Annotated in this window: 20 protein-coding genes; 10 read left to right on the plus strand and 10 right to left on the minus strand. The window is 66.5% G+C overall.

Features of this window, described 5'->3' with window-relative positions; translation table 11 throughout:
- A partial coding sequence (locus EXR94_02490) for an amidohydrolase (GenBank protein MSR01598.1) occupies window positions 1-1,391 on the plus strand: 1,391 nt, incomplete at its 5' end.
- A gap of 12 nt (window positions 1,392-1,403) precedes the next feature.
- Here EXR94_02490 and EXR94_02495 read toward each other — a convergent pair.
- The 3 genes from EXR94_02495 to EXR94_02505 all read right to left on the minus strand — a co-directional run bounded on the left by EXR94_02495 (window position 1,404) and on the right by EXR94_02505 (window position 6,126).
- Window positions 1,404-2,570, minus strand: a complete 1,167-nt coding sequence (locus EXR94_02495) for an MFS transporter (protein ID MSR01599.1) — start codon at window positions 2,568-2,570, stop codon at window positions 1,404-1,406.
- A 119-nt stretch (window positions 2,571-2,689) separates the two neighbouring features.
- Window positions 2,690-3,691 (minus strand): NAD-dependent epimerase/dehydratase family protein, encoded by a 1,002-nt coding sequence (locus tag EXR94_02500; GenBank protein ID MSR01600.1) that lies wholly within the window; start codon window positions 3,689-3,691, stop codon window positions 2,690-2,692.
- A 119-nt stretch (window positions 3,692-3,810) separates the two neighbouring features.
- The gene (locus tag EXR94_02505) at window positions 3,811-6,126 is read right to left on the minus strand and encodes a CocE/NonD family hydrolase (protein ID MSR01601.1); all 2,316 of its coding nucleotides are present in this window, start codon (window positions 6,124-6,126) and stop codon (window positions 3,811-3,813) included.
- 77 nt (window positions 6,127-6,203) lie between these two features.
- Between EXR94_02505 and EXR94_02510 the strand changes: the two genes are divergently transcribed.
- Window positions 6,204-6,716, plus strand: a complete 513-nt coding sequence (locus tag EXR94_02510; GenBank protein ID MSR01602.1) for a prolyl-tRNA synthetase associated domain-containing protein — start codon at window positions 6,204-6,206, stop codon at window positions 6,714-6,716.
- Here the strand turns inward: EXR94_02510 and EXR94_02515 are convergent.
- Window positions 6,713-7,435 carry a phosphatase PAP2 family protein gene (locus tag EXR94_02515; protein ID MSR01603.1) on the minus strand — a complete coding sequence of 241 codons (723 nt, stop codon included), beginning with the start codon at window positions 7,433-7,435 and terminating at the stop codon, window positions 6,713-6,715. The genes EXR94_02510 and EXR94_02515 overlap by 4 nt on opposite strands.
- Complete coding sequence (locus tag EXR94_02520; protein MSR01604.1) at window positions 7,419-8,159, minus strand: DUF1295 domain-containing protein; 741 nt, start codon at window positions 8,157-8,159, stop codon at window positions 7,419-7,421. Before EXR94_02520 ends, EXR94_02515 begins: the two co-directional genes overlap by 17 nt.
- A gap of 94 nt (window positions 8,160-8,253) precedes the next feature.
- On the opposite strand from EXR94_02520, the gene EXR94_02525 reads away from it, so the two are divergent.
- The gene (locus EXR94_02525) at window positions 8,254-9,990 is read left to right on the plus strand and encodes an amidohydrolase (GenBank protein ID MSR01605.1); all 1,737 of its coding nucleotides are present in this window, start codon (window positions 8,254-8,256) and stop codon (window positions 9,988-9,990) included.
- A 6-nt stretch (window positions 9,991-9,996) separates the two neighbouring features.
- Here EXR94_02525 and EXR94_02530 read toward each other — a convergent pair whose 3' ends face one another.
- Window positions 9,997-10,194: a hypothetical protein gene (locus EXR94_02530; GenBank protein ID MSR01606.1), complete on the minus strand. Its 198-nt coding sequence runs from the start codon at window positions 10,192-10,194 to the stop codon at window positions 9,997-9,999.
- Between the two features lie 157 nt (window positions 10,195-10,351).
- Here EXR94_02530 and EXR94_02535 point away from each other — a divergent pair, with 157 nt between their 5' ends.
- From EXR94_02535 to EXR94_02555, 5 genes are read left to right on the plus strand one after another with little or no spacing between them, the layout of a single operon-like run.
- Window positions 10,352-10,819 carry a (2Fe-2S)-binding protein gene (locus EXR94_02535; protein ID MSR01607.1) on the plus strand — a complete coding sequence of 156 codons (468 nt, stop codon included), beginning with the start codon at window positions 10,352-10,354 and terminating at the stop codon, window positions 10,817-10,819.
- Window positions 10,816-13,005, plus strand: a complete 2,190-nt coding sequence (locus EXR94_02540) for a xanthine dehydrogenase family protein molybdopterin-binding subunit (GenBank protein ID MSR01608.1) — start codon at window positions 10,816-10,818, stop codon at window positions 13,003-13,005. The genes EXR94_02535 and EXR94_02540 overlap by 4 nt, the downstream gene beginning before the upstream one ends.
- Window positions 13,006-13,007: 2 nt before the next feature.
- Window positions 13,008-13,469, plus strand: a complete 462-nt coding sequence (locus EXR94_02545) for a (2Fe-2S)-binding protein (GenBank protein MSR01609.1) — start codon at window positions 13,008-13,010, stop codon at window positions 13,467-13,469.
- Window positions 13,470-14,429: a xanthine dehydrogenase family protein subunit M gene (locus EXR94_02550; protein ID MSR01610.1), complete on the plus strand. Its 960-nt coding sequence runs from the start codon at window positions 13,470-13,472 to the stop codon at window positions 14,427-14,429.
- Window positions 14,426-16,525 carry a xanthine dehydrogenase family protein molybdopterin-binding subunit gene (locus EXR94_02555; protein MSR01611.1) on the plus strand — a complete coding sequence of 700 codons (2,100 nt, stop codon included), beginning with the start codon at window positions 14,426-14,428 and terminating at the stop codon, window positions 16,523-16,525. Before EXR94_02550 ends, EXR94_02555 begins: the two co-directional genes overlap by 4 nt.
- 92 nt (window positions 16,526-16,617) lie before the next feature.
- Here the strand turns inward: EXR94_02555 and EXR94_02560 are convergent, their stop codons facing one another.
- Complete coding sequence (locus EXR94_02560) at window positions 16,618-17,313, minus strand: hypothetical protein (protein ID MSR01612.1); 696 nt, start codon at window positions 17,311-17,313, stop codon at window positions 16,618-16,620.
- 4 nt (window positions 17,314-17,317) lie between these two features.
- On the minus strand, window positions 17,318-18,208 hold the full coding sequence (locus tag EXR94_02565) for a glycerophosphodiester phosphodiesterase (GenBank protein MSR01613.1): 891 nt from the start codon (window positions 18,206-18,208) through the stop codon (window positions 17,318-17,320).
- A gap of 195 nt (window positions 18,209-18,403) precedes the next feature.
- Here EXR94_02565 and EXR94_02570 point away from each other — a divergent pair, with 195 nt between their 5' ends.
- On the plus strand, window positions 18,404-18,598 hold the full coding sequence (locus EXR94_02570) for a hypothetical protein (protein ID MSR01614.1): 195 nt from the start codon (window positions 18,404-18,406) through the stop codon (window positions 18,596-18,598).
- Window positions 18,599-18,682: 84 nt separating this feature from the next.
- On the opposite strand, the gene EXR94_02575 is transcribed toward EXR94_02570, so the two are convergent.
- Together EXR94_02575 and EXR94_02580 are read right to left on the minus strand one after the other, a co-directional pair.
- Complete coding sequence (locus tag EXR94_02575) at window positions 18,683-19,075, minus strand: carboxymuconolactone decarboxylase family protein (protein ID MSR01615.1); 393 nt, start codon at window positions 19,073-19,075, stop codon at window positions 18,683-18,685.
- 2 nt (window positions 19,076-19,077) lie between these two features.
- Entirely contained in the window at window positions 19,078-21,759 is a 2,682-nt protein-coding gene (locus tag EXR94_02580; protein ID MSR01616.1) for a peptidase, read from the minus strand.
- Window positions 21,760-21,983: 224 nt separating this feature from the next.
- Between EXR94_02580 and EXR94_02585 the strand changes: the two genes are divergently transcribed.
- Window positions 21,984-23,648 carry a sodium:solute symporter gene (locus EXR94_02585; GenBank protein MSR01617.1) on the plus strand — a complete coding sequence of 555 codons (1,665 nt, stop codon included), beginning with the start codon at window positions 21,984-21,986 and terminating at the stop codon, window positions 23,646-23,648.
- Window positions 23,649-23,671 lie beyond the last annotated feature (23 nt).

Here is a 23,671-nt window from a genome sequence, read left to right on the forward strand (position 1 = left end):
TCGACGCCCACATCCACCTCTGGAAGGTCGGCGACCTGCTCGACTTCACCGTCGACCTCAGGGGCAGTCGCTCGATCGGCGAGGTCCAGCGCCGGATTGCCGAGTTCGCGGCCACCCGGGGGGACCTGCCGGTGATTCGGGCCCGCGGCTTCAACGAGGCCTCGCTGGCCGAGGGCCGGATGCTGACCCGGGAGGATCTCGACCAGGTCGACTCGAGCCGGCCGATCCATGCCCTTCGGACCTGCGCCCATATCGCGGTCGTCAATTCCGCGGGGCTCGCCGCATGCGCCCTCGACGACCGGGTCAGCGCCCCGCCGGGCGGGGAGGTCCGCCGGGACGCTCGGGGCCGGCTCACTGGGGTATTTGCCGAAACGGCGTTAGGTCTGGTGGCGGGGCTGGCCAGCCGGATCACCGCCGCGGAATACCAGACCATGATCCGGCGGGCGGCCGGGGAGATGCTCCGCCATGGTATTACGGCGGTCTCCGATCCCGCCGTCGGCCCTGAGCTGATGCGGTGCTATCGAGCGCTCGACGCCGAGGGCGGGCTGCCGATTCGGGTCAACGCGTTCGCGATCGGGATTCCGGATGGGGCCACTGAGGCGCTCCCGCTTCCGGAGCCGTACCGGTCGGAGAGTCTGGTGATCGACACCATCAAGTTTTTTGCCGACGGCGGCCTCTCGGGCGGAACGGCCGCCCTCAGCCGTCCCTATCTTGGCACCGACTATCGCGGGGTGCTTCGACTGAATGCCGAACTGTTCGAGTCGGCGGGGGCCTGGGCGGTTCGGAGCGGGTTTCGGATCGCCACCCACGCCATTGGTGACCGGGCCATCGATTTGGTGCTGAACGGCTACCAGAGGTTCGCGAGCGAGGTGCCGGACGGGCCCCGTCACCGGATCGAGCATCTCGGTCTCCCCACCGAGGCCCAGAAGGACCGGATTCGCGATTTGGGTGTTGCGGTGGCCACCCAGCCGATTTTTCTCGATGAGCTGGGCCGTAACTTTCGGTCGGCGCTCGACACCGCCTATCTGGAGCAGTGTTATCCGGTGCGATCGCTCCTCGACCGGGGCATTCCGACGGCGTTCTCCTCCGACGCGCCCGTGGTCAGGAACCTCGATCCGCTCCGGTGTGTCCGCGCCGCCGTGGCCCGGGCCGGAGCCGGTGAACCCCCGATCGCTCCGCTCGAGCGGGTGTCGGTGGCGGAGGGCATCCGGTGCCACGTGACCGGGGCCGCGGACGTGGGCGGGTGGTCGGCGTCGCTCGGGATGCTCTCTGTGGGGCGCGCAGCCGACTTCGTCGTGCTCGATCGGGATCCGTTGACTGACGACGGCGCCGACATGGGCTCGCTCTGGGCCACCTACCGGGCGGGCCTGGCGGTGTACCAGGCGCCCTGAAAGGTCCTCGGGTCAGCCCCGCTCGCCCTGGGTTTGTTGCCGGCCAAGAAAGATCGAGATCGCGAGCCAGAGGGCGGCGAGCGGAGCCGCGACGTAGGCGGTGCCCGCGAGTCCGAGGCCGAGGGTCGTCATCAACGCCATACTCCAGGCCCCGACCTGATCGCCGCCTCGATAGATGAAGGTGTCGATGAAGTGCTTGGCTTTGTACTTGTCCTCGCGGCACAAAACAGTATAGAGCACCTCCCGAGAGGGCCGGGCCACGGCATATTCGCCGGCCCGGCGAAGGACTTGGAAGACGACGAACACCGCCAACACCGGCGCCGTACCGAGGGTCAGGAACCCAATGACGGACAAGGCCGGCATCAGGGCGAGGGTCACGCCGACGCCGAGGACCTTGATGAGACGGCCGGTCAGGAACAACTGGGTCAGGAGGGTCAGCAGGCTGACCGCGAGGTCGATCCGGGCAAAGAATGCGGTCTGGGTGGCCCGATCCGCGAAGCTTTGCTCGGCGATTCTGGCCTGTTGGAAGTAGAGGACGGTGGAGCCGATCGTGAAGAGCAACATGTAGGCACAGATGGCCAGTAGATACGGACTCTTGATGACGTGAGTGATGCCGGCCAGGGTCCGGCCTCCGATGACCTGCTCGGCTTCGGATCGATTGGGCCCCGAGGACTCGGCCGCGGCCCGGTTGGCGTTCAGCCGCCGGACGCATTGGACCGCCACCTCGAGCATCACGGCCGAAACCAGGAACAGACGGGTCGGGCCCAGCGGTTCGGCGAGCACCGCCGTGACCGAGGCGCCGACAATGCCGCCTAACGTCCCGCCGACGCCGATGAACCCGAACAGGCGCTTCGCTTGTTCGGTCCGGAACACGTCCACCATGAAGGCCCAGAATACCGAGACGACGAACAGATTGAAGACGCTGGTCCACACGAAGAACGCCCGCCCGGCCCAGACTAGGCTGGTCGGCGGGAGCAACTCGAACAGGGCAAAGAATCCCAGGATGTTGGCGACGAAGAACCGATTCGAGATGGTGATGAACGTCCGCCGGGGAAGCCGGGCCACCAGAGCCGCGAAGGGCGGGTGGAGCGCCAAGGTGGCCAGCAGGGTTCCGGTATAGAGCCACGGCAGATTCCGGGTCCCGCCCGCGACGCCCATCTGCTCTCGGAGCGGCCGCATGATGTACCAGGCCGCCAAGAGGCAGAAGAAATACCCGCAGGCAAGGAGGAGGGCCGAAACCTCCTCCTCCCGGACGTCGACGGCCCGCTGCAGCAGGCGGGTCAGCGGACGGCTCGATCTCAGCGGGTCGGCCTCGCGTGCCAGGCCTTGAGGACCTCGGCCTCTCGCTCGGCCGTCAAGCCGGCCCGCATCTTGGCTTGCTGCTCCACCGGGCGGGTCCGGTGCCAGGCAAGGGTCTCGGCCGCGGTAACCGCGAGCGGACGAAACGTGAGGCCCGCCGCCACGGCCTTCTCGATGTTGGCCCGGCCCAAATACAGCGTGTCGCCCTGGTTCGGAATCCAGACCGGGAGATCGGCCCAGGGCCGGACCTTCTGCTCCTCGAGGAAGGCGGTGTCGGTGGAGGTCAGTCGGATGTCGAGGCTCCCGGGCATAGCGGCCCGAATGCCGGCGAGCATTTCGAGTTGCGAGAGGGCCGATCGCGGGCCGGTGGCGTTGAACACGCCGTACTTTCGGTCCTCGCACATTCGAATGGTCCACTCCGCCAAGTCGCGGGCGTCGATGATCTGGGCGGCGTCGGCCCCGGGCGGGCAGAGCACCTCGCCGCCCCGGGCAATCCGAACCGGCCAGTAGGTGAACCGGTCGGTTTCGTCGCGCGGCCCGACGATCAAGCCGGGGCGGATCACCGTGACCCGGTCGGGATACCACTTCTCGGCTTCCTTTTCGGCTAAGACCTTCATGGCGCCGTAGTACTGCATGCTCTCGCTGGTCGGATCGGGCATCGTGGAGAGGGGGGCGTTCTCGTCCATATTGGCCACGTTCCACTTGTCATAGACCGACAGGGTCGAGATGAACACGTACTGCTCGGCTCGGCCCTGGAGGACTTCGCCGGCGCTCTTGACCCATCGGGGGAAGGTGGTCGGGTTGTCGATGATGACGTCCCACTTGGCCGTGCCCTTGAGCGCCGACAAGTTGTCGTTCCGGTCGCCCACTAAGTGCTTGACGCCCTGTGGTAGATCCGCCTGGCGCCGCCCCCGGTTGAACACCGTCACCCGGTGCCCACGCGCCACCGCATAGGCAATTTGATGGGGACCGGTAAACCCAGTGCCCCCGAGAATCAGGATGTCGAGCGGCGCGCCATTCCGAGGCCGTTCCTCCGCCGCAAAGAGGCGGCGGTGCCACCCGAGTGAAAGCGCCCCACCCGTGACCGCCACCGCCTGCACAAATGACCGCCGCGAACCCATCATTTCAATTCTCCTTTGGATGTTGTCCCATCGCCGGCCCGAGTGCCGAGCACCGGCAACACCACATGACTCGGATACACCTTCGTATGATGAATTGCCATGTTCCCGATCGTGGTCTCCGTCACCCGCGCCTCGTCGCCCCCGGTGTTGGAGTTCGGAAAGGTATAGTTGTCGAGCGCGTTCATGATGGCCACCCGGATCCGATGCCCCTTCTTGAACGTATTGGCCACGCCCTTCACCCCGATCTGATATTTCACGATGTCGGCGGGGTTGCCGGATAGCAACTCCTCGCGGGCGTAGTTCGAACCTTGGCTCCGGAGCCTCGGGTCATCCAGGTTCCGGAACCGGGCCCGGACCGATCCGAGTGTCAGCCGGTTCGACCGGCCGGCGGGGTCGACGTCGGAGACATGCACCCACCAGTCGGTGTCTTTGACGTCGGTGGATGCGTGCACGACGGCCAGGATGTCGCCGGCGATCGTCAAATCCTTCTCGAGCGGGGCGGAGGTGAAGGTCACGACGTCGTGCCGGGCTTCGAGATCTTTCATATCCCACTGGAAGGTCTGGACGTCCTCCCATCGTTGCATCTGTTCGAAGCTCATCCAGTTGGGCACCGGGTTCTTTGGATCATACTGGTACCGCTCCGCCGGTTGATGGCCGGTCGGCGCTTCGCGGGTCAACGTGCCCGCGGTAAACAGCCGGTTGGCGCGGCCGTCGCTGTGGAAGTACCAATTTTGGCGGTCGACTTCCTTCGGTGGCCACGCCGTTGCGGTGCGCCACTCGTTGTCGCCCAAGACGAAGTACTCGACTTGTTTCTTGGTAACCCCGTTGTCGATGCCCTTCAGAAAGTGGTCGTACCACTGCTGCTTCAGCACCCAGAGATCATCTCGCAGGGCGTCGAGTCCATAGCTGTAGCCGTTCAGGGCTCGATCCAGGTTGTAGCCATGCTTCCACGGACCAAGGAGCAGGCGTTGCGGGGCCGTCCCGATCCGCTCCATCAGGGCCCAATTGCTGAGGGTGCCCGGCAAGTCGTCGTCGAACCACCCGCTGATTTGGAAGGTGCCGAGTTCGGGGCGGACCCCGGCCTGATGCCAATCCTGGTTTTTCCAGAACGGCCCATTGGTGGCGTTCAGGACCTGGCTGTCCCAATTCGGAATGTTCTGACCCGATCCGAAATCGTCGAGCGCCACCAGCGGGCGGTGGGCCAGCACAGCGGTCCAGGTTCGACCCGGGAGCAACGTCCGGTCGTGCATGAAGAACGTGTAGTACGCCATCCCGACCAGCATCCCGCCGCCGACGAAGGGCTGGTCGGCAAAGGCGGTCCCCATCGATACCTCGGGCACCAGGCACTTGAGCGCCGGGTTCCGGGCCATCGCCGCGGTCCACTGGGTGTACCCGACGTAGGATCCGCCCTGCATGCAGATCTTGCCGTCGGACCAGGGCTGTTTGGTGATCCACTCGAGCGCCGCCTTGCCGTCGGCGGGTTCGTTGACCATCAACTCGAGTTCACCTTCCGAACGGGCGTCGGGGTCGCCAAAGCTGGTGCCGCGGGCCGCCTGGAGCACGACCGCATAGCCGCGGGCGGCGTAATGCCAATAGGTGTCAATCAGGCCGGTGATTCCGTAGGGTGTGCGGATGAATACCGTTGGGAAAGGGCCCTTGGCGCTGCCGGTGGGTAGGTAGACCAAGGTGGCCAACCGGATTCCCTCCGCTACCGGCACCATCTGTTTGCCGAGGCCTTCAAAACCGTACTTGGCCGGCGACATTGTGGGATCGTTCCACGCGGCAATCGTGGTGAATTCCTCGAAACCACGGCGCACCATCACGACATCGGATCGAGGATCGATCCCCGCGATCAGCTCGTTGGCCGGACCGAACACGAAATCCATCGGTCGGCTGGCGTTCCGTTTATTCCATCGGGTGCCTCGGCGGGTGACACCGGCCACGGTCGCTTCGAGCTCCCGGGTCCGCTCATAGAGCGTGGTCCGGTCTGGCCAACCGACCAGTTCGAGTGACTTCCAGTCAACCCGCGCGAGCCCCGCGATCCGGGCCGGGAGTTCCCGGATCGATCCCCAGAGGATAAAACCGGTGTCGGCGGCGACCGCCGCTACCGGGACCGACCGAACGGCGGACCAAGTATTGGAGGCGAACCCTTTCTTTCGGATCGAATAGGTCGGCGTCTTCACCGGGCCCGTGATCGTGAGTTCCGCGGAGCGAACTCCGAACACGTAGACATCGTATCGGATTGGGCCGGGTTGGGCGGCCGCCGAGCCGACGCCGACGAGCACGCCAAGGCACCAGAGGGTCGGAAAGCGCAAACGGGGGCTCCGGAAGTGGGTCGCTATATTGTATCCGCTTTGCTGAATTCCCGGTATGGGAGGAGATCCGTTCGGAGATGCATAACGAAGAACCCGTGGCCCGATTGCTCGAGACCTTGGCCGGCCTCGGCGTGTCTTACACGAGGATCGACCACCCGGCGGTCTTCACCTGCGACCAGGCCGACTTGGCCGTCCCCGCCACCGTCGGCGGGGCGCACACCAAAAACCTCTTTCTCCGGGACGCCAAGGGCCGACGCCATTGGTTGCTGGTGACGGACTGCGCCAAACAGGTCGATCTCCGGGCCTTGGCGCCCGCGCTCGGGGCCGATCGATTGAGTCTGGCGTCACCCGACCGGTTGGCGCGGTACCTCGGGGTGACGCCCGGGTCGGTGACGGTGTTCGGGTTGGCGAACGACCCGGGGCATGAGGTCGAGTTGGCGGTGGACCGCGCGGTCTGGGAGGCCGCGGCTTGGCGGTGTCACCCGCTGACCAACACGGCCACCCTGGTGGTGGGACGCCAGGATATCGATCGGTTTCTGGCGGCCACCGGGCACCAGCCGAGGGTAGTTGTGGTGCCGGAACGCGCCTAGAACGCCAGCGACCCGCCGAATCCGCCATTCCCCACAAACGGGGTGATTTTGGTTCCCCTGAAGTGAAGTTGCCTGCCGACCAAGAACCCGATCGCCCCGCCCGCGATCACATCCGAGAGCCAGTGCTTGTTGTCGTTGATCCGGGCGTATCCGGTCACCAGCGCGGCGCTGTAGAAGAACACATCCGACCAGTGATCCTTGGTTGAATGCGCCAGGCTCGACGCCACGGCCATTGCCAAGGTGGTGTGCCCTGAGGGAAATGACGTATGGCTCGAAAAGGGCCGGAAGCGATCCGGGGGGCCGCCGTCTCGGGGGCGCACCCGACCAAAACCGAGTTTGAGAAGTCCGGTGATGCCGCCGGCAATTACCCCGGCGGCCAGGGCATCCTCCGAGGCGATCCGAATGCCCCGATTGTGGGTGACGACCCCGACTGCCCAGGTTGCCCCGAGGACCGGGCCCAAGTAGACCAGGTTCCCAATCCCGTTGCCGATCGAAGCCAGGGTGTTGGTAGCGTCGGAGCGGCCGGCCTGGGCCTCGCTCCGGATTGTGCCATCGAGCGCAAAGCTGAGCCCGAGGGCGGCAGTCACGCCGATCAGTTCGCCGGTTCGAATCACCGGCGAGCGGGTGGAGTCTCGCGGCGCGGCCTGCGCTAGAAGGCCGAGCGGAGCAACGAGCGCCACCAGAGCCCAGTGGCGGAGGTGATTACCGGCCATCGACATGGAGAATCCGGGTCTGCCGTTGAAGGAACCGCAACGCGCCCGCCAGCACGAAGACGATGAGCGAAAGGCCAAGCCAGGGTCGCGAGAGGCCGGGCCGCCCGCTCTCGAGCCAAACCGTCACCAGTTCGAGCACCACGAACATGGTGACGGTCGAGAACAAGGCATAATACTCCTGACGGAGCACCGTCCGGAACGAAAACGGCAGGGCCGCCCGCCGCCACCGGGATAGGGCCGGCAAGAACGCGGGGGTCACGGTGGCCCACGCCTGATACTCCGCCCCGAACGCTCGGCCTAGAAACGCCTCCTCCGCGTACATGATCCGTTCGTAGTAGAGACTGAAAACCAGGGCCACGATGACGCCGCCCCACCACGTCCCCGTTGCGATCGCCGGTCCAAGCCAGAGGCAGAGATTGCCGAGGTAGAGCGGATGGCGGACGACCGAATAGAGCCCCGTGGTGCTCAGCGTGGTCGCGATCTGGGCGCCGCGGTTTTTCCCGGAGGTGCCCCCCGGGGCGGAGCCGACCACGACGGCCCGGATCACGAGTCCGACCAGCGCGACCGCCAAGCCGGCCAACGCCACGGGGGCTTCGAGTCCGGGGATGTCGTCGCGGCCCGGTCGCTCGGACGCGGCGACCGCCACCCCGATCAATAGCAGCGGCGGGACGTAGCTCCGGCGCTGGAACAGCCACGCGCCCGATTGCTCGAATTCTTCACCGAGTGGCATGCCCGATCGGCCCCTGGAGGTAGCGCGGCCCGCCCCGTCCCGATAACGTACGGCGCCAGTTCATCGAAGCCTAAGATAAGTGGAGGAGTCTCCCATGGCCGGAATGCGTCGGGCCGCGGCGTTCGCGCTGGTGGGCGCCGGACTCGGAGGCTGCGGTGGCCGTCCCGCCCCGGCCGACCTGATCCTGACCAATGGGCGGGTCTACACCCTTCGATGGAGCGAGCCCGATGCCGAGGGACGCCCGGCCGCGGATGCCCCGCGTGACTCGGCCGGCTGGAGACCTGACGCCGAGGCGGTGGGGATCCAGGGCGGTCGCATTGTGTTTGTCGGGACGGCAAACGACGCGGCCCGCTTTCAGGGCGATGCAACCACGGTGCACGATCTCGGCGGCGCCACCGTGGTTCCCGGACTGATCGACTCCCATACCCACGTCGTCGAACTCGGCGGCAACCTCGAGCGGATTGACCTGACGGGTGTGGCCACCGAGGCCGAGGCCGTCGACCGGGTGGCCGCGCGGGCGGCGGCGGTTCCCGCGGGCGAATGGATTCTCGGCTACGGGTGGGACGAAGGCGCCTGGGCCGGCCGCTACCCCACGATGCGGCTTTTGACTGAGCGAGTGCCGAATCATCCGGTGTACCTCCGGAGTCTGCACGGCTTTGCGGGGTGGGGCAACCGGCTCGCCTTCGAGCGGGCGGGCATTTCCGCCGCCACGACGGCGGGCGATGGGGGCACCATCCTCAAAGATGGCGCGGGGCAGCCGACCGGCGTGGTGCTCAACCGAGCCGTCGAGATCCTCGACCAGGCGGTTCCTGCCCTGACCGGCGAGCGGTTGGAACGGAGCCTCGTCCAGGCGCTCGACACGATGGCGGCCCACGGCTACGTCGGGGTCCACGAGGCCGGCGCCGACGGCCCGACCATCGCGGCGCTGTTGTCGCTCGACCGGCAGGGCCGGTTGCCGGTCCGGATCTATCCGATGCTGTCGGTTCGCGATACCGCGCTCGCCCGGGCCTGGACCGCTCGGGGTCCGCTCCGCGATTCGACCCGGATGGTCCAGGTCCGAGCCGCGAAAGCGTATTATGACGGAGCGTTAGGCAGCCGAGGGGCTCGCCTACTGGCGGACTACGCGGACAGCGCCGGTCACCGGGGCGTCAGCGGATCGCAGTATGGGTTCGATCGGCCGGTGGTGGCCGGATTGATGCGGGCGGGCTTCCAGGTGGCGGTCCATGCCATCGGGGACGCGGGCAACCGCGAGGTCGTGGCTTTCTTTGACTCGATGTTTCGGGTCGCCCCGACCACCCGGTTGCTCCGCCACCGGATCGAGCACGCGCAGGTCATCCATCCCGACGACTTTGCCCGGATTGCCGGCGCCGGTCTGATGGCCTCGATGGAGCCACCCCATGCCGTTGAAGACAAGACCTGGGCGGAAGCCCGGCTCGGGCCCGCGCGAATCCAGGGGGCGTACGCCTGGCGGACCATGCGACGGAACCGAATTCCCGTGACCCTCAACTCCGACTTGCCGGGCTCGGACTTCGATTTCTTCTATGGGTTCCACGCCGCCGTGAGCCGGCAAGACAAAGCCGGGTCTCCGCCCGGCGGGTGGTATCCGGAGCAGCGCCTCTCAGTGGAAGAGGCCCTCCGGGGGTACACCAGTTGGTCCGCCTATGCGGGGTTTTCCGAAGGTGTGACGGGGATCATCGCGGCCGGCCGCTGGGCGGATCTGACGGTGGTGGACATCGACCCGCTTCGGGTAGCCGAATCAGAACCCGCCCGGCTGCTATCGGGTCGGGTGCTGCTCACGGTCGTGAACGGACGAGTGGTTTACCAGCGGTAGGCGCGGCTACGGCGTGGGTTCGCCAGGAGCGGGCGGGTCGGTCTCGTCGCCGGTCTCGGCGCCTTCCGCATTGGTGTCCTCGGCCAGCCCCTCGGCCCCCGGCTCGTCGACCCGCTCGAGCTTGCGCTGGCGCTTCTCTTCTTTCTTCTGTTTCTTCGCCAGATCACGCTGGCGCTTTTCGAATGAGTAGTTATGTCTGGCCAATCGACCCCCTGCGACGTGGTTTGCCGGTTCCGTCGCGGCGCGAGGGAACCCGCCCAAGGTAGTCGTGCCCGGCTGGAATTGCTGTGCCGGGTTTGGGGGGCGTTAACCCAGCTACCGATGTATCATTTGGGATCCCGCTCCGAGTCTGGAACATCCAATGAAGCTCCTCGTCAACGGCACCACCCACGAGATCGATGCCCCGCCTGACATGCCCCTGCTCTGGGCGCTCCGGGACCTCGTCGGCCTGACCGGCACCAAGTTCGGCTGTGGGATCGCGGCGTGCGGCGCCTGTACGGTCCATCTCAATGGCAACCCGGTCCGCTCCTGCAGTGTTCCGGTGTCGGCGGTCGGGACCCAAGCCGTCACGACGATCGAAGGGCTGGCCGGTACCGACGCCGACCACGCCGTTCAACAAGCGTGGCAACAGCTCAATGTGCCGCAATGCGGATACTGCCAAGCCGGCCAACTGATGAGTGCGGCGGCCTTGCTCGAAAAAAAACCCCAACCGACCGACGCCGACATCGACGCCGCCATGGCGGGCAATCTCTGCCGGTGCGGGACCTACGTTCGGATTCGCCAGGCCATCAAACTCGCGGCTGACATCAAGTCTGGAGGTGCCCGATGACCGCCTTCACCCGGCGTGACTTCCTCAAGGTCGCCGCGGTCGGCGGCGGCTTGGTGCTGACCATCTCGCTCCCCGGATGCAAGCCCAAAGCCGGATCGGCGCCGGCGGCCGGACCGATCGATCCGAGCGTCTTCGTGCGGATCAATCCCGACAACTCGATCGTGATTACGGTGGCCAAGTCGGAAATGGGGCAGGGGGTTCGCACCTCATTGGCCATGCTGGTGGCCGAAGAACTCGACGCCGACTGGAATCAGGTCCGGGTCGAACAAGCCTCCTTTGACCCGAAGTACGGCGAGATGGGGACGGGGGGAAGCAGCAGCGTGCTGAGTAACTGGAAGCCGATGCGCGAGGCCGGCGCCGCGCTTCGGAGTCTGCTGGTGGCCGCGGCGGTGAAGGAGTGGGGGGTGGACCCCAAGGACTGCCAGACCGAGAACTCGTTCGTCATCCATGCGGCAAGCGGCCGGCGGATTCATTTCGGTGCCGTCGCCGAGAAGGCGGCCGCACTGCCGTTGCCGAAGACCGTCGTCCTCAAGCCGAAGGCGGACTGGAAGCTCCTGGGCAAGGACCGGGTGAGCATCATCAGCGCCGACGTGATCCATGGCAAGGCGGTGTATGGGCTCGACGTCAAGGTGCCGGGCATGTTGTACGCCGCCATCGAGCGGACCCCGACCTTCGGGGGCCGGGTGAAGTCGGTCGACTCCGCCAAGGCTCTGGCCGTGCCGGGCGTCAAACAGGTAGTGGAGATTCCGGCCCTGGCGGATGGGATCAACATCCATGCGGGCGTGGCCGTGGTGGCCACCAACACTTGGGCGGCGTTGCAAGGCCGCCGGCTGTTGGTGATCGACTGGGACCAGGGGCCGCGGGCCGCGGAGTCGACGGAGTCGTACCAGGAGTTCATGACCGCGGCGGTGGCCCGCACCGGCGATGAGACCGTCAACAAACAGGGGGATCCCGACGGCATTCTGGCCAAGGCCACTCAGGTGTTCTCGCAAACCTTCGAGACGCCGTTCCTGTCGCACGCGACGATGGAACCGATGAATTGCACGGCCAGCGTCACCGGCGACCAAGTCGAAGTCTGGTCGCCCACCCAGTTTCCTGATTGGGGAGCCCAGGCCTTGGCACTGGCGCTCAAGACCGACATCAAGAACGTCCGGGTCCATGTCACCCTGATGGGGGGCGGGTTCGGGCGGCGGATCAATCCGGACTTCACCGTGGAAGCGGCCCTGTTGTCACAGCGGATCAAGCAGCCCGTCAAGGTGGTCTGGACCCGAGAAGACGACCTGACCCACGATTTCTACCGTCCCTGCTCGACCCACCGGATCGAGGCGTCGTTAGGCGCCGACGGGTTGCCCGAGGCGTGGCGGCACCGGATCAGCACGCCGTCCATCGATGTGTTTTACGGACCCAAGCCCGCGCCCGGGTGGGGTCCTAACGAATCGGACGGCTCGGCCAACATGTCGTATCGGATTCCGAACCGGTCCTGCGAGTACACCCTGCTCGAGTCGGGGGTCCCGCGCGGCTGGTGGCGGGCGGTCAGTACCACCCATGGGACGTTTGCCGTCGAGAGCATGATCGACGAGCTCGCCGAGGCCGCCGGAACGGACCCGTACGAGTATCGGCTCGGCCTGATCGACAAGGTGTGGTGGCAGCAGCCGGCCGATTCCAAGACCTTCCCCTTCAATCCCGAGCGGCTGAAGGGCGTCCTCCAGACGGCGGCCGCCAAGGCCGGTTGGGGCCGGCAACTCCCGCCGGGGCACGGCATGGGGATCTCCTGCGGGTTCGATCATCTCGGCTATGCCGCCGAGGTCTTCGAAGTCTCGGTGATCGCGGGCCGGCTTCGGATTCACCGGGTCGTCGTGGCCGCGGACAGCGGACCGGTGCTCAACCCGAACGGGGCCCGGTCGCAGCTGGAGGGCGGGGTCATTCAAGGACTGTCGGCGGCCATCAAGGAACGGATCACGATTACCGGCGGCGCGGTCAAGCAACGGAACTTCGACACCTATTCGATGCTCCGGATCAACGAGGCCCCGGCCGTCATCGAAGTCTATTTCGTCGAAACCGACACCCACCCGACCGGCTTTGGCGAACCCGCCGTGCCGCCGGTGGCCGCGGGGCTAGCCAACGCCATCTACCGCGCCACCGGCACCCGAGTTCGGACCCTGCCGCTAGGCCTCAGGATGGCCTAACGATGGTCGTGCGGGTTACGGTCAACGGGCGGGCCGAGGTCCTCGACCTCGATGCCCGCACCACCCTGCTGGCCGTTCTCCGCGACCAGCTCCGCCTGACCGGGACCAAAGAGGGGTGTGATCGGGGCGAGTGCGGCGCCTGCACCGTGCTACTTGAGGGCCGACCCGCGTTGGCGTGTTTGGTCCTCGCGGCCGCAACCGATGGTCGGGCGGTCACCACGATCGAGGGGCTGGCCGGGGCGGGCGGGGCCCTCCATCCGGTTCAGCAGGCGTTTGTCGACCACGACGCGCTCCAATGCGGCTTCTGCACGCCCGGCCAGATCATGTCGGCGGTCGCCTGCATCGAGGCCGGTAAGGCCTCGACCGATGCTACGATCCGGGAGTGGATGAGCGGGAATCTCTGCCGCTGCGCCGCCTATCCTCAGATTCGAGCCGCGATCGCGGCGGCCGCGGCCGGGCGGTAGATGCGGCCGTTCGAGTATCGGCGGGTGACCACGGCCGCGGAGGCCATCGGCCTCGCGTCCGAACGGCGCGACGCGATGTATCTGGCCGGCGGGACGGAACTCGTCAATTGGCTGAAGCAGGGGATCGTCGCGCCAGCGCTGATCATCGACCTGTCGCCCTGTGCACTTGGCGGGATCGCAATGGACGGCGATACCCTCTCGGTCGGCGGGTTGGCTTCCCTGGCCGCCGTGGCCGAGCACCCCGAGGTCCGGCCTAGGGTGCCCGCCCTCGCCGAAGCCATTGAACAGACGGCCAGCCCTGCCATTCGCTCCATGGGCACCATCGCGGGCAACCTGCTGCAGCGAACCCGCTGCCCCTACTTCCGTTCGGCCGGTCCCTGCAACCGGCGCGATCCGGGGTCGGGCTGCAGCGCCGCCGCCGGCGATCAACGAGCCACTGCCATTCTCGGCGCTTCGCCCGGGTGCGTGGCCACCCATCCGTCGGACCTCGCGGTGGTGCTCACGGTGCTCGAGGCCGAGCTCGTGGTGCAGGGCGAGGCGGGCCGCCGGTCGCTGACGGTCGAATCGCTCTATCCCGCCACGGCCGACCCGGCCGTTGAGCACACCCTGATCCGGGGCGAGTTGATCACCGGCGTTCGAGTCCCCCTCGGCCGGGCCGCGAGTCAGACCCGGTTCGTGAAGATCCGGGACCGGGCATCCTTCGATTTTTCCTTGGTGGCCGCGGCAGGGTATCTGATCGTCGAGGACGGCGTCATTGCCGACGCCCGACTGGCGTTCGGGGGCGTCGCGGCTCGGCCGTGGCGGGCTCGAACGGCCGAAGCCCAGCTGATCGGACGGCGCCCGGTGCCTGATACCGTGGCGCAAGCCGTCGCGAGCGAGCTGGCCGGCGCCATGATCCTCCCAGAGGCGCGGTTCAAGCCTCAACTCATGGTCCGGGCCGCAACCAAGGTCTTGCTGTGAGCATCGGCTTGCCGTTGGTTCGCCAGGATGCGGTCGGCAAAGTGACCGGCGCCGCCGAGTATGCTGGAGACCGTGCCGTGGCCGGGGTCCTCGACGCCGTCTTCGTCCGCAGCGATCTGAGCGCCGGACGGATCGGGTCTTTGGATCTTGCGGCGGCACTCGGAACGCCCGGCGTGGTGCGGATCTTCGAGCCGGGCCAACTGGGCGTCGCCGGGCCCCTCGAACACTGGGCCGCCGGCCAAAGCACCATTCCACTCACCGACGACCGGATCCACCACGAAGGCCAACCGGTGGCGCTGGTGGTCGCGACCACCCGGACGGCCGCCTTGGAAGCAGCCGCCCGGGTCCGAGTCCGGATCGATGCCGAGCCGCCGCGGGTCGGGTTGGAGGCGCTCCTGGAGGAGGCCGTCGAAATCAAGGACTGGGCCGCGACCAATTCCTCGACCGGCGATGTGACCGGGGCGTTGGCGAGTGCGCCGGTGGTCGTGTCCGGGCGCTACCGGACCGCCGACCGCCACCATGCCGCGCTCGAACCCTCGGTGGTCATTGCGGAGTGGCTCGGCGACGACCTGACGATCTGGACCTCGACCCAATGGGTCTTTGGGGTTCGGGCGGCCTTGGCCCAGGCGTTAGGCATTCCCGGGGCGCGGATCCGGGTCCGGACCGGGGTCGTGGGCGGCGGGTTTGGGGCCAAGGGCTCGACCTGGCCGCACGAAATCCTCGCCGCCGCGGCCGCCCGGCAATTGGGCCGCCCGGTCCGGATCCGGCTCAGCCGGGCCGAGACGTTCGTGGCCCACGGCTATCAGCCGGCTACGATCCAGGATGTGACGCTGGGCGCGGCGCCGGACGGCACCCTGGTCGCCATCCGGCACGAGAGTGTGAATGCGGCGGCCATGGCCGATGACTATGTCGAGCACGGAAGCCTCGGCAGCCGAACCATGTACCGGTGCCCCAACATCGCCACCCGGGACCGGATCGTCCGGCTCCACCGGCCCCAGCCGACTTTCATGCGGGCGCCGCACGAGGGGCCGGGCATGACGGCGCTCGAAATCGCCATGGATGAATTGGCTGAACGGCTCGGGATCGATCCCGTGGAGCTCCGGCTTCGAAATTATGCCGACGCCGACCCCACCTCCGGGAAGCCGTTTTCAAGTAAGGAGCTTCGAGCCTGCTACCAGTTGGCGGCCGAGCGTTTCGGGTGGAGCCGGCGAACCAGCCCGCCGGGGTCGATGCACGACGGGTCAACCCTGGTTGGGTGGGGCATGGCCAGCTGTCTGATGTCGACCTTCCGGTTCGGCGGCTCGGCGCGGATCACGATCTGCCGCGATGGCAGCGTCCGGATCGAAACCGGCTCCCATGAGATCGGTACCGGCGTCTCGACGATTCTCCCCCAGATTGCGGCCGACATCCTCGGGGTCGATCCGTCCCGGGTCGAGGTGGCGTTAGGCGACACCAACCTGGCCGAGGCCGGGGGGACGTTCGGGTCGGCCACCACGATCGGCGTCGGGTCGGCGGTCCATGCCGCCGCGACCAAGCTCCGGGCCGCCCTGGAAACCCTGGCAGGCGAGCCGGGCCTTGAACCGGCGGAGTACTCCGAGGTGCTGAAGCTCCGGCAGCTCGACCATCTGACCGAAGACGGCTCGTGGGCGCCCAAGCCGGAAGAGAGCGCCTACGGGATGAACGCCTATGGCGCCATCTTCGTCGAAGTTCGTCTCGATCCGGTCATCATGATGCCGCGAGTCACCCGCTCGGTTGGGGCGTACAGTGTTGGGCGGATCATCAACCCGCGGACCGCGCGGAGCCAGGCCATCGGGGGCATCATTTGGGGAATCGGCCAAGCGCTGCTCGAAGAATCGCGGGTCGATCCCAAGACTGGACGGTTCGTGGCCAAGGGGTTCGGTGGCTACCACCTGCCCGCCAACGCCGACGTACCGGATATCGAGGTGCTGTTTGCGGAGGAGTTCGACCGGCACGCCAGCACGCTCGGCGCTCGCGGCGTGGGAGAGATCGGGACCATCGGCGTGGGCGCCGCCGTGGCCAACGCGGTGTACCATGCCACCGGCGTCAGACCTCGGGACGTTCCAATCCGTATTTAGACGCTTTCGGCGGCGCCTCGAGGGGTCAGCTGCCCTGGGTTCGCATCGAGCCGTCATGCCGGAGGAGCCGGCGGCCGAGGCTCTCGAGCTCCTCACCGTTGGCCGTTCCGTGTTCCCACGACTTGGCATCGGCACTCCCGCTCAGGAACGACACGGTCCCATCCTCCGCCACCGGGTACCGCCCGACGGTGAGTGGTACGTCGGTGTGATTGGCGAGTCCCTCCGAGGACGGCGGTCACGTTGGCGTATTGGTCGAAGCTTGCTCCCTCGGCCGCGGGTCGTTCGGTCGTCAGGAACTCCCGTGAAGCGGTATCCGTCTGGTCGTTGTCGATGGCCTCGACGCCGCCTCGAATCGTGAAGGAGTAGATGTATTCACTGGCGGAAATGGCCTCGCGATCCCGGGCCACCCGCAGAGTGTAGGTCCCCTTCGCGAGCTTCAGGTTGGACTCGGAACCCAGGCCTCGCCAGGCCTCGTACGCGGCCCCGGCATTCGGATCCGAGTCGGCGCGGACCTGGCCGGACGGGCTGAGGAGCTGGGAGCGAATCCCCGCTTCGGCTAGTTCGGGCTCCCCGCCTCCGCGGCGGACCAACTCTCCCGTCGTGATCCGGGCGAACTGGTCGGAGGTCACCCGGAATCGGAAGTGATCGGCGGGGTCCCCGACCGCCAGCGAACTGTTGACCGACACGTTGGTCCGGCCCCGCTCCAGATTCCCGATATACCGCGCGACGAGCCGGGAGTCGAACCCGAGGTCCTGGGTGTACCGGCTCAGAATCGTTGGGGTCGACATAGCCCTAAGTATCGGCGGACCGGTGCCGGGCCTTGAGACGATCGCGGGCCTCCCGTAGCAGTCCCGGGAAGTTGGTGATCATCCCGGCGCAGCCGATCGACCACAACCCCTCCGCGGTGGGCACATCATTGACGGTCCAGACATGGACCGGCCGGCCAAGGGTCTTCGCATTTCGCACGAACCGGCGGGTCGGCACCGGGATCCAGCCGCGGTATCGGTCGGGGACAGAGTAGAGCCGGACGCCCCGGTCAACCGGCGGGAACCCGAGCCACGACCGAATCGCCAAGTCGGCGATTTCCCGGCGGGAGGCGCCCGGTAGAAATGGGGGCTCGCGGAACGGATCGACGGCTGCCGGCTGAAACGACGCAATGACCACCCGATCGGGTGCCTTGGCTGCGAGGAGGACTTCCCGGACCGGTCCACCCGCGGCAACCAGTTTGAGCTCGACCAGCATCGGGATCTCGGGGTACCGAGCCAACACCTCGGCCAGGGTTGGAATCCGGATGCCTTGCCCGCGGAATGGAAACGAGATCCCGTCCCGGGTGAACCGAGCCCCGGCGTCAAACCGCTGCAGCTCCGACCACGTCAGGGCGGCGACCGGACCAGTTCCGTCGGTGGTCCGGTCCAGGGTGGCGTCGTGGACCACGACCGGGATGCCGTCGGCGGTCAGCCGAATATCGAATTCGAATCCGTCAGCCCCCACCGACCGGGCCAGATCGAACGCGGCCAGGGTGTTTTCCGGCGCAAGACCTGAAGCCCCCCGGTGGCCAATGATGGGGTGTCCCCCCGGGTCGAGGAGGAGGTCGGCGATCACGTCCCGCTCGTCAGGCCACTGCCAGGCGTAGTTAGGCTCGGCGCCGAGCTTTGCACGTGACGTTTCGACATCAGCGGCCATGACGAATCGACACAATGCGCCGTCGCCAATACTGAGGTGTTACCCCGCCGACCCTCGGCCGTGACCTTGAGGCGCCAGTTTTGAGGGGTAGAAAGCACGTGGAACCCTTTTTGCTGCATACCGTTCAACCATCGGCAACGCGATGCCGGCGGTGTCGTGCCAAGGAGACCGTCTGAACGGTCGGAGGGTAGCGAGATGCTCGATCCCGTGTTCCATCACCTGCATCAGGCGAAGCAGTCGGCCCAGTACTTTGCCCAGTTGATGCAGCTCGATCCGGAGCTGGTGTTTCCCGCGGCGCTGCCGCTGCTCGCTGCCCGGCTGATGGGCTCCGAGGCCTGCGAGGACGAAGGCGATGAAGACCCCGGCCAAGCCGATCTCGCTGTGATCTAGATCACAAATCCTCTGCGGCGTCGAGCCCCCGGCCACCTTATGGCCGGGGGCTTTGTCTTTCCCGGGTCTGCAGTTTTTGCACCGCTACTTAAACGCCGCGTCGACTTCGACTCGGTAGCCATTCACCAACGCGTTCGTTTCGTTGGCCATCCCGATGACACTCATCAATTCGCCGAGCATGGCACCGGTCATCCCTTTCTTTCGGGCGGCCGCGGTATGGGAGGCGATGCAGTATTCGCAGCCGTTGGTGGTGCTCACGGCCACGTAGATCAACTCCTTGGTCAAGGCGTCGAGGGCTCCGGGTGCCATCACCTGCTTGACGCTCTCCCAGGTGCGCTCGAGGGCGGCTGGGTCGTTGGCCATGGCTTTCCAGAAGTTGTTGATCCAGTCCACCTTCCGGCTGGTCATGATGTCATCGTAGACGGCCCGCACTCGGGGGGACGCGTCGGCGTACTCGATTGGCGGTAAGGCTGGCATGATCACATCCCCAGGAGGCCGTTGAACACCATCCGATAGGTCCCGTGCGGCTGGGACCGGAACATCATCTCCGGACCAAACAGGTAGAGCAGTCCTTTGCCGACCTTGGCTTCCACCGCCGCGATCCCACCCTCGAGATAGGTCTGGCCCCAGGCCCACCCGCTGCGGAGCGGACTGGCGTTTGGAAACCACATTACCGGCCGGACACCCTGGGCCGGGGCGTCGGGCAGCAGCCGGAACACCGGACTCTGGTCGAACATGACGATGGCCGAGGACGCCATCCCGGCGGCACTCGGCGCGGAGGTATCGACCGCCACCTCCAGCAGGGAAGCGGGCACGAAGAACCGTTCCCGGGGCAGCGGGCGAACCACCCCGGTCGGGGTCCGCTCCACCAAATGGGTCTCGATCGGAAGATTGAGATGGGTGGCCAGGGAGGTGGAACTCCCGATGGTCACGATTCGGCCGCCGTTGTCGAGAAACGCCTTCAGGGCCGGGACCGTCTTGGCCACGCTGAGTCGGCCGGTCCGGTCCCGGAACTCGGCCGGGATGTCGTCCGGCGCGTCGTCGGGACGGAAGCCAGGGACGGCCCCACCGCTCGCCGCCGCCGGGATGGCGCCGTCCACGAACAGCAGGGCATCGAACCGCTGGTTCAGGTTACCGTCGTCGAGTCGTTTGGCGTACACCACTTCGAAGGGAAACTCGAACTGCTCGAGAATGAACCTGACCCACCCCGATGGCATCGAGCCGCCGTATTGATCCCAGAGGCCCACCCGAACCGGCTTGAGGGCCGCGCCGCTCCCTTGGCCGGTACGCACCGGAAGGCCACGGGTCTCCACCAGCTCCCGGAGTACTTTGGTGGTGGTCGGATTGGCAGCGGCGATGAAATCGGTGCGGTTGGCTTGGACTGCCTGCTTGGCCGCCAACAGCCGATTGACCGCCAAATAGGCGTCGTTGACCGACCGGGAAATCAGGTAGCTCCCGCCACTTGGCAACGCCGCGAGGACCGGGGGCTTCGTCAGGACGTCGGGAATCTTCGTGCAGGGGCAGTCAAACCCGTCGAGGTGCCGGTCGAAACGCACCCCCATCTGGAGGGCCAGGGTGTAGCCGGCGTTGTCGTAGGGTGCCTTCGGCGGCCCGCCGGGGTAGGGGATGTCGTTCGGATAATCCTGCGGCTCCATCAAATCGAGTACGTGAGCCCGGAACGCCTGCGCCGATTTGATGACAAAGGAACCGGCCGGGTACGCCATCCCGCCGGCCGAAAAGGGGCCGTTGGCGACCTGAACGTCCACGCCGGACTCAATCAGGGCATTGACGAACTTGGTGGCGGTCAGGAAATCCGGCTGGTTGGCCGGAATCACGTAGCCCCGGGGGTCACGATCAGCGGGCTTCCGGAGCAGGGCAAAGTACTTGAGGTCGAGGGTCGCGGCGGATCGGTTGTCCTTGGCCGCTTCGGTCCGCATGGCCTCGACCCGTTTTGGAATCAGGGTCCAGGTGTCCTCGCCGCCCCTCCGGATGGCTGATTTGCCCATCAGGTAGACGTTGTACAGCAGGTGCTCCCGGTAGCGGGAGGCGTAGTCCAAGATGGCCCGGTTGGCCGTGATCGAGTAGTCGATCGATTGGCGGAACTTCCACGGTTGGGGCATGATCGGGAACGGACCGTTGCCGTCGGCCACCAACCGTCCCGGCACGACCGGGATCGACATCGGGGTCGGGCTTCCGATGGTCTCGGTCAGGATCCCGATTTGATTGTGGAAGTAGGCGGTCGTTCGGAGGCCGCCGTTCCACCAGGTCTGGTAGCTCGCGGCTTCCCGCTGGACCACCCCCGGCTTCCCTTCCACCGCAAACCGGGTGTGCATGGCGTTCCCCACCATGTTGAGGGAATTGATCAAGATTGGGTCGATATTGTAATTGTGCGGATCGCGAAACGGGGGCGCGAACATCACCGCGCCCGCCGGCCCGGTCTGGTGGTGGTTGTACATGATCTGCGGGTACCACTCGCGGTACATCGCCCGGCTGATGTTCTTCGACTCCGGCATGGCGTTCATGTAGAAGTCGCGGTTGTTGTCGTGCCCGATGTACTTCTGGTAGAGCCGGGGCAATCCGCCGGTACTTCGGGTGGCGGGGTCGGCCCGTCGCATATACCAACTCGACACCAGTTCCATCCCGTCCGGGTTGGCGTGGACGACCAGTTGGACGACGTCGTCGAGCAGCCGGAGGGTCTCCTCGTCGGTCCGGCTGACCATCTGATACACGTGCTCGATCAGTTGGTGCGCGCCCAGCACCTCGGTGGCGTGGAGGCCGCCGTCGATCCAGATCACCGACTTGCCTTCCTTCGCCAGGCTCCGCGCTTGCTCGTCGGACAGGCCCTCCGCCCGGGACAGCCGCACCGAGATCTCGCGAATCCGGTCGAGCTTGGCGTGGTTGGCGGGGGACGTAATAATCGCCATCCATTGGTCGCGCCCCTCGGCCGTTTTACCGATCGACACCAGCTTCATCCGGTCGGATTCCGCGTCGAGCTTTTTCCAGTAGTCCGTCAACTGGGTGTAGGTGGCGAGTTGGTAGTCGTCGCCGATGGCAAAGCCGAACTGCTCGGCTGGAGCGGTCGGCTTGGTCGAGGGTTGAGCCCAGACCGGGGCGGACCCGAGAACCACGAGTCCGAATACTCGGGTGACAAAGAGGCGCATGCGAGAGGTCCAAGGTGTTGGGCTCGGGAAAGGTGTCGCACCGGGCAGCGCCCGGCAACTCCGGCGGCCGGGTTGCCCGAAGTCGAGGGTGTGTTGATCTTTGCCCCCATGGTGACCGAGGCTCCCGAACCGTCCTTCCGGCGGAACCTGCTCCGGGTCATGACCGTCCAAGTCCTGACCTTGCTGATGTTGTGGCTCCTTCAGGCGCGGTACGGCCGCTAAACATGCATCCGCTGAACTGGGTCATCGTCGTCGGCTACCTCGTCTACATCGTGGTCGACGGCCTTCGTCGTTCCAAGGGGACGACGGAGATCGAAGGGTACTTCCTGGCCAACCGGAGCCTCCCGTGGTGGGCGGTGGGACTTTCCGTCATGGCCACCCAACTTTCCGCCGTCACCATGATCGGCACCACCGGCCAAGGCGCAACCGACGGGATGCGGTTCGTCCAGTTCTATTTCGGACTCCCGGTGGCCATGGTCATCCTCGGGGTGACCCTGGTGCCCTTTCTCCATCGAGCCCGGGTCTTCACCGCCTATGAGTTTTTGGAGCGGCGGTTCGACGCCCGGACCCGCTCACTCACCAGCTTCTTGTTTCTGGTGTCGCGAGGGATGTCGTGCGGGACCATCATCGCCGCGCCGGCGGTGGTGTTTTCCGCCATCTTCGGTTGGCAGCTCGGATGGTCGGTGGCGGTCATCGGGATTCCGACGGTCATCTACACGATGGTCGGCGGGGTCCAAGCGGTAACGTGGGCCGACGTGAAACAGATGGTGCTGATCGTGTTTGCCCTGCTCGCGGTCGTGGTTGTGCTGCTGGTCCGGCTCCCGGTCGGGCCTGACGCCGCCCTTCGGATTGCCGGGGCCGCCGGCCGGCTCCAGGTCTTCGACTTTTCATTCGACCTGAGCAAGACCTACACGTTCTGGTCCGGGATCTTGGGCGGCACCTTTCTGATGCTGTCGTACTTCGGAACCGACCAGAGCCAGGTCCAGCGCTATCTCACGGCCCGGTCGGTGCCGGAGGCCCGGAGCTCGCTCTTGATGAGCGCTTACTGGAAGATCCCGCTCCAGGCCTTGGTGCTCCTGATCGGCGTGCTGGTGTTCGTATTCTATCTGTTTCAGGCTCCGCCGTTGCTGTTCAATCCGGCCCAGGAGGCCACCGTCCGGACCGCGGCCCCGGCGGAGTTCGAGCAACTGGAGGCGCGCTACGCCGATCGGAATGAGGTCCGGCGCTCGGCGGCCAAGGCCATCGCCACCGAGGACGGCGTGGCGCCACGGGAGGCGTTCCGCGCGGCCGACCTCGAGGTCGGCGCGATTCGGACCGAGGCGTTGGCGTTGGCCGAGCGGGTGACGGGCGAACCGGCCAAAGACGTCAACTACATCATGCCCCGATTCGTCCTCGATCAGCTCCCGTTAGGCCTGGCGGGCGCGTTCCTGGCCGCGATCCTGGCGGCCGCCATGTCCAGTATTGCCGCCGAGTTGAACTCGCTCTCGACCGCCACGGTCATCGATTTTTATCGCCGGTGGGTTCGTCCCGAGGCTTCGGATGCTCACTTCTTGCGGGTCTCGAAGCTCGCGACCGGGGCCTGGGGCCTTTTTGCCTGTCTTGTCGCGACCTTCGCGGCCGGGCTCGGTTCCCTGATCGAAGTGGTGAACCGGTTCGGGTCGTTCTTCTACGGCTCGATCTTGGGGGTGTTTTTGCTGGCCATGGTCCCGAGGGTCCGGCCGTTCGGCGCCTTCGCCGGGTTGTTGGCTGGGATGGGAGCCGTGGCGCTGGTCACCTTCGGGGCGCCGTCGGTCTCGTTCCTCTGGCATAACGTCGTTGGGGTCGCCGCCGTCGTGGCCGTCGGGCTGCTCCACAGTTTGATGCCCCAAACGGAAAAGGGGCGGGCATAGCGGCCCGCCCCTCGTTCCATCCC

It is taken from the genome of Gemmatimonadota bacterium (assembly GCA_009692115.1).
Lineage (GTDB): Bacteria > Gemmatimonadota > Gemmatimonadetes > Gemmatimonadales > GWC2-71-9 > SHZU01.